Consider the following 12,847-nt stretch of genomic DNA (forward strand, 5'->3'; position numbering starts at 1 on the left):
CTTCAGGAGTTCCATCGCATGCGCCCCTTTCCGCTCGGAGAAGACATCGACCTATTGCGCGAAACCGTGCATGCGTTTGCCGACAAGGAGATTGCGCCGCGCGCCGACCGCATCGATCGCGACAACCTGTTCCCTGCCGACCTGTGGCAGAAGCTGGGTGAGATGGGCCTGCTCGGCATGACCATACCGACCGAATACGGCGGCACCGGCATGGGCTTTCTGGCGCACATGGTGGCGATGGAGGAAATCTCGCGCGCATCGGGTTCGGTCGGCCTGTCGTACGGCGCACACTCGAACCTCGCCACGCAGAATATTTTCCACAACGGCAACGAGGCGCAGCGGCGCAAGTACATCCCCAAGCTGTGTTCGGGCGAATACGTGGGCGCGCTGGCGATGAGCGAACCCGGTGCCGGCTCCGACGTGGTCGGCTCGATGAGCTGCAAGGCCGAGAAGGTCGGCGACGTGTGGGTCGCCAACGGCAGCAAGATGTGGATCACCAACGGCCCGGATGCCGACGTACTGCTGGTCTACATGCGCACCGCGCCGCGTCCGGCCGGCAGCCGCTGCATGACCGCCTTCATCATCGAAAAAGGCATGAAGGGTTTCACTACCGCGCAGAAGCTCGACAAGCTCGGCATGCGCGGCTCCAACACCTGCGAACTGGTGTTCGAGAACTGCGAAATTCCCGAAGAAAACATCGTCGGCGAAGTGAACGAAGGCGTGCGCGTGCTGATGAGCGGCCTCGACACCGAGCGCGTGGTGCTCTCCGGCGGCCCGCTCGGCATCATGCAGGCGGCGCTCGACCTCACCATTCCCTACGTGCGCGAGCGCAAGCAGTTCAATGCGCCGATCGGCACCTTCGGCGTGATGCAGGCCAAGATCGCCGACATGTACACCGCGTTGCAAAGCTCACGCGGCTTCGCCTACATGGTGGCCCAGCAGTTCGACACCGGCGTGAAATCGCGCATCGATCCGGCCGCCTGCCTCCTCAATGCGTCGAAGAATGCCGTGCAGGTCGCGCTAGAGGCGATCCAGGCGCTCGGCGGCAACGGCTATATCAACGACTACCCCGCCGGTCGCCTGCTGCGCGACGCCAAGCTGTACGAGATCGGCGCCGGCACCAACGAAATCCGCCGCATGCTGATCGGCCGCGAGCTGTTTCACGGCAAGTATTGACCCCACTAGCCATGCAGCGTCGTCGCGCCATGCATCGGCGCGGCGACGGTCCGATGCAGATCGAGTATCAGCAGCTCGTTGTCGCCGCGGCGAAACCATGAGGCGGGGCAATACAGCCGCTGCTGCGGTCCGAGGCTCCAGTAGCGGCCGAGCAGCTGGCCGTTGACCCACAGATAGCCCTTGGCCCAGCCCGACATATCGATATAGCTGTCGCCGAGCCGATCGAGTTTCAGCACTGCCTTGAAGAAAATGCCCTGGCGCGATGGCTCGCCGAGCAGCGGCTTCAGTCGACGGATAAAGCGCTCGTCCAGCGGCAGGCTGTAGACCTTCCAATCCTCGACCGCCTCATTGCCGAGGCGGATGCCGCCGACGATGCCCTTGCGATCGGCCATCGCCTGGCCATAGCCGACGTGACCGAAGCTGTCGACGAGAATGTCCAGTTGCGACGCCTCGCCGTCGTCGGTCGCCGGAAGATCGACCCGGTTGCCCGGCCGTAACCGCGCGTGCTGCACGCGCGACACGTAGTCGACGTAATGGCCATCGTGAAATACGGTGGCATAGTCGCGCACCCCGTCCAGCGCCAGCGCCGCCGCAGCACTTGGAATCGTTCGGCGATACAGCACCATGCCATGGTCTTGCGCAAACAGCAGTTCGTTCGCCTGTGGCTGCTTTACGGTCTTGGGTGCCGGCAGGTTGTCCCACAGCGAGGCATAGGCCGCCGGCACGATCGCCGCAAAACGGATCGCCGCCGGTGCCGTCGGGATCGCCGGCACAGGCGACGCGTGCGCTGCGAGCAGCTTGCGGAAGCGGTGATAGTCGGGCGTGGCTTCGCCGCGTTCGTCGATCGGCGCACCGTAATCGTAGCTGGTGATGACCGGCTCGAACTTCGAGTAATCGTTGCTCGCATTGGCACCCGCGCCGAAACCGAAATTGGTGCCGCCGTGCACCACGTAGAGGTTGAACGAACGGCCCTGCTCCAGTAGCCGACGCAGGGTATCGACATAATCGCCGCGCTGGAAATCCTTGTCGCCCCAGTGCGTCAACCAGCCGGGATAACCCTCACCGACCCAGACCGGTGCCTCGCCGGCGATAGCCTGCGCGGCCGCGAAATCGGTATCGCCGTCGAGTCCAAGCGCCGCACCGGGTAGATACGTCCTCTGTTTCTGTATTTGCGCGAGACCGTCGGAAATCGAGAACGGCCCGTCGATACCGCGCTCGCGCCACATCGTGCGCAATTGTTCGAGATAGCCCAGGTCGTGGCCGAACGAGGCGTACTCGTTCTCGATCTGCATCATCAGGATCGGTCCACCACGTTTCGCCATCAGCGGCGCGATGGCCGGTGCGATCGCGTCGAGGTATCGCCCCACGGCCTGCGCGTAGTGCGGATCGCTCCAGGTGCGCACGCGGATATCCGGCTGGCGCAGCAGGTACGGCGGCAGCCCCCCGAAATCCCACTCGGCGCACACATACGGGCCCGGCCGCAGATAGACCCACATGCCCTCCTGTTGGCATAGCTCGATGAAACGAACGAAGTCGCGACGACCCGTCTTTAAATCGAACACGCCGGGTTCCGACTCCAGCGCGTTCCACATCAGGTAGACGGCAATCGTATTGAGGCCCATCGCCTTGGCCATGCGAATGCGATGGCGCCAGTATTCCGCGGGAATCCGAATCGGATGCATCTCGCCGCTGCGGATCTGGAACGGTTTTCCATCGAGCAGGAAGTGCTGCGCGGACAGGTCGAACCGGTGCGGCTTACCGTCCGGCTGCCGATCGGCTGTCACACTGCGTGTCACCGTACCGGCCACGATGCGCGAACTCAGCGCCGCCAGCGGCGTCAGCGCGGTCAGTCGTAGAAAATCTCGTCGATGCATCGGAGTTCCTTTGGGTGGACGCCGTTACGAACAGATGATCGGGCCGTCGCCGCTGCTTGCGCAGGCACCGCGACTTCAGTCGCGTGAATCCATGCCATTCATCCCTGCCGCGTTGCTTGCGATCGCATCGTGGGCGCAGCGACGCTGTCCAGGTTTTCCGCTGCTGATGGAGGCCGATCACCCGGACGGAACGATTCGAGCGCGTGCGGCGGCCTTCGGCAGATTGTGTCGAGTTCGATCGGCCATGGCTCAGTGCTCTGCCAGCGGCGTCAGCTCCAGGGTCAACACCTCGAACGGCGCAAGCGTCAAGGTGCTGGCGCGGTCGGCATCCAGCTGCAGCGGCAGCGTGCTGCCGCCGGTCTTCCACACGTCGCGCACGCGGAAGCGGCGCGCGGCATCCTTCGGCAGCTCCAGCTGGTGCTGCAGATCGATCACTGCCAGCTGCGTGCGATCACCCGGGTTACGCAAGGTGACGATGGATTTGCCCGGCGACCACGCGGCCCAGCCATAGACGTCCAGACGTCCGGGGTCGCCGCCGATCCAGTGCGTGTCGCACAGCACGTCGGCATTGGCGCGCGACCACTTCGCCGCGTACGCCAGAGTGTCCCAGTCCTGCGCATCGAGCAGCGACGGCGTGACGTACATTTCCTGCAGCTCGGTGCCCGTAGCGAAGTAGGAGTGCACCTCGTTGGCGAAGTCGTGGCCTGGATCGGTATTCAGGCGTGTGTTTTTCTGAGCGTAGATGATGCCGTGGAGCATCAGCGAATTGATCGGGAACAGCGGCCCCTGGATCACGATATTCTCGTAGGTCTGCTGATCGCGATAGGTGATCCACTGTTCGCGCTCGGTGCCCACGCCGGCATGCCAGTCGTCCTCACCTCCACGCCAGATCGAATCCGCATAGCGCAACCAGAAGGGTGACGCCCAAGTGCCGGTAGTGAGATTGATGAACGTGTCCGGTTTGGCTTCGCGAATATCCTTGATCAATTGGATCGCCGCACTGAAATCGCTGTCGAAAACGCTGCCCGGAAACACCTTGTCAGCATTGCCGGTACCATCGAACTTGAACTGGTTGATGCCGTCCTTGGTGACCAATTCCATCACGGTATGGTGGAATTGCCGATAGTAATTCGGACCCGACAGCGCGAGGCCACCATCGATGACTTCGTAACCCGACTTGGCGCCGCGGTCGGCACGCTCTTTCGCCGGTGGGCCATAGCCGCCCCAGGGTGACAGCCACATGCCGGGCGCAGCGCCGTATGTGGCCGCTGCATCGCGCAGCGGTGCAAAACCACGTGGAAAATCCTTGCTGAAGTTCCAGCTGCCGGAACGATCGTCCCAGCCGTCATCGAACAGGAACGAATCGAGCTTCACGCCACGCTTGACAGTCAATTCCTGGCCGAAGGCGTTGATGCGATCAAGCGCCTGCGCCTCGGTGTACGGCGTGAAATAGCCGATGTCGTACCACGAGTTGTAATGCAGAAACGGTCGATACGGGTGCGCCCGCTCGCGATCGATGTAGGCAGCAAAGTCACGTCGCAACTGGCCATCGCGCACGACGCCGACCACCGCCGAATAGCTGATCGACTTGCCCTGGTGCAGCGGCAGGCTGCGGGCCATGGTCAGGGCCACATGCTTGCCACGCACTTCGCTGTCCGACAGCGGGTCTTCGAAGCCCAGATACATGCGCCCGGCGATGACTGGCGAACCTTTCACGGTGCCGTCGACCGCGGCGCTCACCGCATCGGCCGGCAGCAGCGACACGCTGGTGATGTGCTCGTCCTGCTTCAGCGCGGTGATCGTCACCACTTCGCGCAGATAGGCCGAACCCTCGCGCTGTAGCAGCTGCATGTCAACGCGGAAGCGGCCGTCCGCGTCGCCGAAGCTGGCGCGAATGACATGCCCCGGCAGGCGATCCGCCAAGCGTGATGCCTTGGCATCCACAGACAATGTCTGCTCATCCGGCGCGGCAAGCAAACGCATGTCGCCCGCGCCGATCACATGTCCGTCGGCCAGGGTCAGCGCGAATGGTGTCTTGATCGCCAGCGACTGGCTGCCGTCATGACTGGCGATCGTCATGTCCGTCAAGTGATCGTCTGTTATTTTCCAGCGAGCCCCGATCGCGGCGTTACCGAAACTTTCCAGGCCCGCATGATTCGCAAACGACGATGCACCGGGCCTTGCCATACCGGCATCGTCGGCGTGGGTCACACTGACACAAGCAAACAGCGCGCACAGAACGCCCATGGCAAGACGCGAAGCGCGCATCGCCTTGCGCGACGCACGGCGATGGGAACGATCAGTGACTTTCGTCTTGTTGGTATACACGTAAAACATGTCTGAACCCTTGTTGTGATGTGTCATCGCAGGCCATCTCGGCACCTATCCGTCAGCTTGCTCGAGCACCGACGGGATGCCGTATCCGAAATGCACTCGGACACGGTCTTGTTCCACTATGCCGTCAGAACTTCTGCTGGTAACGGAAATACACGTAACGACCGATGTCGTACGACGCGTTGTAGTTATAGGGCGTATCGCTGCCCGATGCGTAGGCACCGTAAACATAGGGAGGGGTGCGATTGAAGACGTTGTTAGCGCCGACCGAGAAGGTGGCATTCCAGGGCGCCTTCCAGTACACCTGCACGTCGCTGTAGGTGACCGATGGCACCTGCGTTTGCGGCTCGACACCCACGCCGGGCGCGTAGTAGTCGGGCAAGGTGCAGGGAAATGCGGTGGTTCCGCTGGATGGCGCGTAAGCGCACGCGGCTTTGTACGGGGAGAAATAACGCAGTGTCCAGCTGGCACCGAATGCGTGCCAGTCCCAGTTCAAGGTGAGGTTGTCGCGCAGTCGCCAAGAGGTAAGGAAGTTCGCCGTGTTACCGGCGGCATAAATGATGTTCGAGCCAATCGTCGGCAGCTGGTTGAACTTCGCAATGTATGTACCATTCATGCTGAGCTTGAAATCGCCGAACGATGTCTTGGGAAAGAGGTAGGCGGCGGTGAAATCGTAGCCACTTTCTTTTTGCCAGCCGGCATTGGTCTCCAGGTTCAGCAGGTCGTAGATCTGACCGGTGCCGGCCTGACGCTGGAACTGGCTACAGGCGGACTGGATGCTGTACTGGTAACAGTTCGCCAGCACCTGATCGTTGCTGATGTTGGTGATCAGGTTGCGAATGTTGTAGCTCCACCAGTCGAGCGTGAAGTTGAAACCGGTCAGCCACGATGGGCTGTAGACCAGACCGATATCGGCGTTGTACGACGTCTCCGGCTTCAGATTGGGATTGCCGCCGGTGAAGTTGGTACTGGGCAACGCACCTTCGCCACTGGACGTGATGATGGGCACCCCGTTGCTATCGGTCTGACGGAAGTTGGCCGCCACGCCCGCAATGCCGCCATAACCCGTCAGACAGCGCTGGGCGACAAGGGCATTGCCACCGTAGGCCGTCGGTCCGTAAACGCTGTCACATGGATCGGTGAACGTGCCCGCCGGATATCGGCCCTGATAGAGATCGTTGACGGTAGGCGCACGAAAGCCGGTGCCGTAGCTGGCGCGAAACAATAGATCGTCGAACGGCTTCCAGGTCAGCTTGTACGAACTGTTGGTGCTGCTGCCAAAATTGCTGTAGCTGGAATAACGCCGCGCGATATCGAGATCGAGACTCCTGGCGCCGGGAAGATCCTTCAACAACGGCGCATTGACCTCGGCATATGCCTCATTCAACGAATAGCTTCCGCTGTTGGCTCCTACCCCGCCGTCGGTAGAATAACCTGCATAAGCGTAGGGATCCGGGCTGTCGTAGCCGGACTCCTCACGCCGCTGCACGCCCGTGGCGAAGGTCAGATCACCGGCTGGTAACGCATAGATATCACCGCCGAAATCGGCGACATAGGCCTTTTCATCGCTGCCGTAATGCTCGACGCTGTTGATCGACAGATAGTTGAGCATCTGTGGTGTGATGCCACCGGGACCGGCCAGCGGATTGAACGGCACGCAGCCGGCAATGACATGGCCCGGCGTTCCGCACTGCACGACGCCATTGGAGCCCATGAACGACGGTCCCAGCGCGTTTTGCACATTGATCAGGTTGAAATAGCCGGTTCGCGTGTTAATGCCACTGATCTTGCTGTTGTACGTATAGACGTCCCAATTGAATAGATGACCATTCCACTCGAAGTTGCCTTCGAGGCCGAGGTTGTAACGATAGTTCTTGGGATCGTTGTAGCTGCGGTAGGTCGTCTCGGTCATCAACCGCCTGAACTGTACTGACTGAATGCCGTTTAGCGGGTTGTAATAGCTGTATTGGGAAAGCAGCGAGGGAAAGGCGCTGTTGGAGCCCATACCGCTATAGAACAGCGGCGAACCGGATTGCGCGGTCTCGTCGTCGATGTTGTAGCCGAGGTTGATATGGCCGGTGATATTCGAGGTGAAGTTGTAACGGCCGTCCAGATACAAATTCTTGGTCTTGTCATCTGTCTGCAACATGTTGGTACGGCCGGCCAGCCTGTTGTAATTCTGGTCACCCGCGTTGGCCAGACTGGTGATGTCGCCGTTCGCAGCGTAGGTCGGCTGCACGAACGTGTGGTAGTCATTGATATTGCGTGAGTCACCACCCGGATTGAGTACCAGTGCGGCACCGCCCGGCGCGTTGCTTATATATCCGTATGGACCATATTTGCTCAGGCCGAAATACGGATGCTGATCCGTCCATGGGTAAGCGGAAAAAGCACGATCATCGGCCCACACCGCACCCTGATTCTGATATGAGGCGCTGAATACGATGCTGCCTTTGTCTGTCGCTTTACCGACGGTGAAACTGGTTTGCGTCTGCCGTCCGTCGCTGTGCGGCGAGTATTCACCGTTATAGGTGTTGATCTCCGCGCCGTTGAAATTCTTCTTGGTGATGATGTTGATCACCCCGGCAATCGCATCGGAGCCGTACACCGCGGAAGCCCCGCTGGCCAGCACATCGATACGCTCGACGATGGCCGTGGGGATCACGTTGATATTGGTATAACCCCCATGCGCTGCTCCGATGCGCTGACCATCGACCAGCACCAGCGTACGCGGCGCACCGAGACCACGCAGATCGATGAACGAGCCACCCTGGTTCGGGCCCAGATCACCGGGTGCGGAGTGACTGAGATCGGGTGGCGACATGGACGAGACATTTTGCAGAAGCTGCCCCACCGTGGCGAAGCCCTGCTTCTGAATATCCTGTGCGGTAATGCTGATCACCGGCTGTGCTGCCTCTACATCCACGCTGCGGATGTTCGAGCCGGTGACACTGACCTGCTTGAGGCTTACCGCCTTGTCCGGCGCCGGCTTGTTTTCTACAGGTTTCTTGGTTGCCGCAGCAGTTGTCGTGGTGTCCGCGGGCGCAGATGAGGCATCGGTCTGCGCCAGCGTACTTCCTGCAAACACCAAGCCGCCAACTGTCCATGCCACCTGGATCGCCATCAATGACCTCCCGATGGATGAAGCCAGCAATTTCTCTCCCCTGTTATCAACGGTAAAACAGCCACTTTTCTCAATTCGCATGAAATGCCTCTCCCGTATTCGCTGTGGCGCTGCGCAGAAATAACGTTTCCCCTCTGTCGCAGGCCGCTCATGGATACCCGTGAAAAAATCCCGTTCCCACAGACTTTTCCGCACCATCACCAAATTTCAGACGCAGGAATCCGTGCCGGACCAATGAAGGCTCCGGTTTGACTCCCTGCTTTTCAGTCACGCCAGGCGGTGCACTCGAACCCGAGAGAGCAACGCCTCTACCGCTCGCCGTTCGACGAAACCGGTTTCCTCACCCTGTGCGTTGGCGGCACCGCAAGCGACGCCAAGGCGCAGGGTTTCTTGCAAATCCATGCTCCGCGCCATGCCTACGGTCAGGCCCGCAAGCAGGCAATCGCCCGAACCGACGGTGTTGTGGATGTGCTCGAGCTCGATCTGTGCATGCCAGGCACCGCCCGCATCGACCGCAACAGCGCCCAGAGCGCCCATCGTCACCACCGGCATCGCCACGCCCACGCTGTGCAAGATGGTTGCCGCGTGGAGCGCCGCATTGATGTCGACGACAGGATGACCCAGCAGCTCCGTTATCTCATCGCGATTGGGCTTGACCAGAAACGGCTGCACGGTCACGGCATGCCGGAGCACATCGCCGCTGGCATCGATCAGGCAACGCCGACCGGCATGGCGCACATGCGCGGCCATCTCGGCGTAGGTACTGGCAGCGAATCCGCGCGGCAGACTGCCGGACAGGACGACCAGATCGCTTTCCTCCACACCGCGGCGGAACGCATGCAGCAGCGCGGACTGATAGTTTTCCGCCAGTTCGGGCCCCTGCCCGAGAATCTCGGTGATGTTCCCCCGCGCATCGCGAAGCGCCAGGCAGGTGCGCATGCTGTCGGGAATTTCGATGCCATGAAACAGTACGCCGCGCTCGCTCATGCACCGGCCGATCATATTGCGATGCGCCGCATCGACCAGGCCGATCAGCTGCACTCTTTCCCCCAGCGCCGCGATGGTCTGCGCCACATGCAGACCTTTACCGCCGGGATACTCTCGTTCGTTGGTGGCGCGGTTCACTTCACCTAGACGCAAGGCGTCGACGTCGACCAAGCGATCGAGCGTCGTATTGAAGCCGGCCACGGTAATCACGGATTCGCCTCGATCAGCGCTAGCGCCTCGGCGCTATCGGCCTGACAACTGGTGCCACCGATACCGCGCGTCGAAAGGCTGCCGCAGGCACTCCCCCAGCGCAGACAGTCGATCGGCGGCTGTTGCCGCAGCCACGCATGGATGAAGCCGGCATCGAAAGAGTCGCCGGCCCCCGTACTATCCACCGAGGCCACGGAATAAGCGGGCATGTCGATCAGACGCTCGCCGTCTAGCGTGGCGCTTCCCTGGCGGCCGCGCTTCACCACGGTGCGTGTGTGCCCGTTGGCCAGTGCGAGCAGGCCTTCCGCGACCGATGTTCTGCCGGTGATGCCGCGAAGCTCCAGATCGTTCGGAAGAAACAGATCGACCCGTTTCAAGGTATCGATCAGATCATCGCCCCATCGCTCTTCCGGATCGAACCCCGGATCCAGTGAGATGGTCAGGCCATGCCTTCGTGCTCGCGCAAACAAGCCGCTACAACCAAGACGCAAGGACCGCTGCAGATAATACGAAGACACATGCAAATGATCGGCGGCCTGGAGGCAGGCATCACTGACGTCTTCGGCGTGCAGTGCGTCGATCGCGCCCGCGAAAGTGACCAAGGCGCGATCTTGCGCCGTCGAAAGCGACGCGGTGACACCGGTGCGCAACGTCGTATCGCATCGTATCCCGTTCGTATCGACGCCCGCATCGCGCAATGCGGCCAGACAATAATCGCCCCACTGATCGCCGCCGACTTTGCCGACGAAAGCCACCGGGTTGCCCAGTCGCGCCAGCCCCATGGCGCAAATCATCGACGAACTTCCAGGCGCCAGCACAAAGTCTTCGGCAAGCACTTCCTTGCCCGGTTGCGGAAAGGCGCTGCAATCCCTGAAGACCAAATCGACGTTGACTTCGCCGACGACCAGGATACGTTTCACGCGCCCTCCCGATCCTGGTGGATGGGGAAGTGCTCGACCACACGGGTCAGCACGCCTTGCGAAGGCGTATCGGGCTTCTGTCCCAGCTTCAGGCAGCGGAAGAAAGCGAGCAGTTGCCCCACCACCACGTCGGCCAGCAGCAAAAGGCCGGCATCGTCATCCGCCGGGTCGGCCAACTCGACGGCAAGATCGTGCGGCCCAAGCATATCCTTGGCGATATCCGTACCCACCAGCACACGGGTCGTACCCAAACGCTTTCGCGAAAGCTCGCGCAGCAGATCGTATTCATACGCTCGTACCGCTTGGTCTGACGACAAGAACGCGACCACCAGCGTTTTTTCGTCGATGCTGGACATCGGACCGTGCCGCAGGCCGAGGTAAGTTTCCGCACGCGTGATCACTGCGCCCGTCGTCATCTCCAGCATTTTCAGCGCCGCCTCGTGCGCCGCGCCGAGCGCACCGCCGCTGCCGAGATAAAGCACCGAGGAAAAATCCCCGTCGGCCATCGACGCGAGCGCATCGGCCTGCGTGTCGAACAGACTTTGCACACTGCTGGCCATTGAATCGACCGTAGCCGGCCACGTGCCGTTCTGACCCTGCTTCGCCAGACCCATACCGGCGAGCAACAGATTGGTGAAACTGCTGGTCATCACCAGACTGCGGTCGTTGGTACGTTCGTCGAGAACCAGCACCGTGACGCGCGGTTCGTGGCGATAATTCGTGGCAAGTTTGCCCGCGGCATTGCAGGTGATCACGAGATGGCGATAGCCCGGCGCGTCGGCCAAAAGGCGACTCACCACGCTCGCGCTCTCGGGGCTGTCGCCTGAACGCGCCAGCGAAATCAGCAAACCCTCGCCCGGAGGCAACACGTCGCGCCAGTGCGTCAGCAAGGTTCCGGCGGCGATCGCCTGAACAGGCACACCGATCGCGCGTTGCAGCAGCGGCGCCAGGCACTCACCGATATACATCGAGCTGCCCGACCCGGTCAGCACGACATGCGAAGGCGGCGGCGACAGTGCCTGCTGCAGCGAATCGCGCACAGTCGGATCGGTGAGCCGCTTTGCGGTCTCCTGCCACGTCTGCGGCTGTTGCAGTATCTCCCGCAGGGTGTCGGCATAGCCGCACGACGCCTGCTGCGCCGATGAAAGTGAAAGCAAGGCATCGAATCGCGCCGAATCTTTCTTTTTATTGTTTAAACTTGTCATTTTGCCGGATACAATCGAATATGAAAGGCTAAATCGCCGAAACGAGAGTATTCGAAATGAAACAAAACTTACAAGCGGTTTCGAACATCGGCCAGAAAATTTCCGGGCTGTCACTGTCTCACGGCAAGCGCACCCGGCTGTGGCGGCTTCTTTACGCGCATGGCCCGCGTAACGGCAACCTTCTGGTCCTTCCGCTGGATCAGGGGCTGGAACACGGACCGACGGATTTCTTTCCGCATCCGCCGGCGGTGGATCCCGAGTACCAGTTTCGGCTGGCGGTAGAGGGCAACTTTTCCGCCATCGCGCTGGGCATCGGCCTTGCTGAAAAGTACATGGGCGATTACTGCGGGCAGATTCCACTGATTCTCAAGCTCAATGGCAAAACCAATATCCCCAGCGATGCCGAAGCCACGTCGCCTTTGTTCGCTTCAGTCGAAGACGCCGTGCGACTGGGCGCCGATGCGGTGGGTTACACCTTGTATGTGGGCTCGGCACGCCAGCACGATGAAATTCGCCAGTTCGAAAAAGTGCGCCAGGATTGCGAGCGCTACGGTATGCCGCTGGTCATGTGGTCGTATCCTCGCGGCGCGGCTGTCGATGCCAAGGGCGGCACCAATACGCTCTATGCGCAGGACTACGCCGCCCGCATCGCGCTTGAGATGGGTGCCGACATCGTCAAGCTGCACGAACCCAACGAGAGTACGACCCACGTGCCCGCGCCCTACAGTCAGCTACAGGAAGACGCCGCGACTCGGAGCGCGCGCGTCGTGCGTTCCGCCGGTCGCACCATGGTGCTGTTTTCCGGCGGCGAAAAAAACGACGACGACTCCGCCGTACTGCGCAAGGTCGAGTTCTACCTGCAGTCCGGCGCTACCGGCGTGATGTTTGGACGCAATATGTGGTTGCGTCCCTTCGATCAGGCGCTGGCGCTGACCCGCGCCGTACACGACATCATGGCCAAGTATCCGCGCTGAACATGCCGACTGAAACAATGCCTGCGGCCAATCGAGTGATGAG

The 12,847-nt window shown here is 61.1% G+C and carries 8 protein-coding genes; 2 read left to right on the forward strand and 6 right to left on the reverse strand.

All coding sequences use genetic code 11. The features are described 5' to 3' along the window. The first annotated feature begins 18 nt into the window (after positions 1-18). Positions 19-1,176, forward strand: a complete 1,158-nt coding sequence (locus HDE76_RS07325) for an isovaleryl-CoA dehydrogenase (RefSeq protein ID WP_179477158.1) — start codon at positions 19-21, stop codon at positions 1,174-1,176. Positions 1,177-1,181: 5 nt separating this feature from the next. On the opposite strand, the gene HDE76_RS07330 is transcribed toward HDE76_RS07325, so the two are convergent. The 6 genes from HDE76_RS07330 to HDE76_RS07355 all read right to left on the reverse strand — a co-directional run bounded on the left by HDE76_RS07330 (position 1,182) and on the right by HDE76_RS07355 (position 11,782). Further along, positions 1,182-3,050: a beta-galactosidase gene (locus HDE76_RS07330; RefSeq protein WP_184506359.1), complete on the reverse strand. Its 1,869-nt coding sequence runs from the start codon at positions 3,048-3,050 to the stop codon at positions 1,182-1,184. A 249-nt stretch (positions 3,051-3,299) separates the two neighbouring features. Then, positions 3,300-5,387, reverse strand: a complete 2,088-nt coding sequence (locus HDE76_RS07335) for an enterotoxin (RefSeq protein ID WP_255481472.1) — start codon at positions 5,385-5,387, stop codon at positions 3,300-3,302. A gap of 124 nt (positions 5,388-5,511) precedes the next feature. Beyond that, positions 5,512-8,508: a TonB-dependent receptor gene (locus tag HDE76_RS07340; RefSeq protein WP_184506361.1), complete on the reverse strand. Its 2,997-nt coding sequence runs from the start codon at positions 8,506-8,508 to the stop codon at positions 5,512-5,514. 267 nt (positions 8,509-8,775) lie between these two features. Then, on the reverse strand, positions 8,776-9,705 hold the full coding sequence (locus tag HDE76_RS07345; RefSeq protein WP_184506363.1) for a 1-phosphofructokinase family hexose kinase: 930 nt from the start codon (positions 9,703-9,705) through the stop codon (positions 8,776-8,778). After that, a complete protein-coding gene (locus tag HDE76_RS07350) occupies positions 9,702-10,625 on the reverse strand; it encodes a carbohydrate kinase family protein (protein WP_184506365.1) in 924 nt (307 codons plus the stop codon). Before HDE76_RS07350 ends, HDE76_RS07345 begins: the two co-directional genes overlap by 4 nt. Beyond that, positions 10,622-11,782, reverse strand: a complete 1,161-nt coding sequence (locus HDE76_RS07355; protein WP_184506367.1) for a tagatose-6-phosphate ketose isomerase — start codon at positions 11,780-11,782, stop codon at positions 10,622-10,624. The genes HDE76_RS07350 and HDE76_RS07355 overlap by 4 nt, the downstream gene beginning before the upstream one ends. Before the next feature lie 104 nt (positions 11,783-11,886). Between HDE76_RS07355 and HDE76_RS07360 the strand changes: the two genes are divergently transcribed. Beyond that, positions 11,887-12,804 carry a fructose-bisphosphate aldolase gene (locus HDE76_RS07360; RefSeq protein ID WP_184506368.1) on the forward strand — a complete coding sequence of 306 codons (918 nt, stop codon included), beginning with the start codon at positions 11,887-11,889 and terminating at the stop codon, positions 12,802-12,804. Positions 12,805-12,847 lie beyond the last annotated feature (43 nt).

Source organism: Rhodanobacter sp. ANJX3 (assembly GCF_014200755.1).
Lineage (GTDB): Bacteria > Pseudomonadota > Gammaproteobacteria > Xanthomonadales > Rhodanobacteraceae > Rhodanobacter.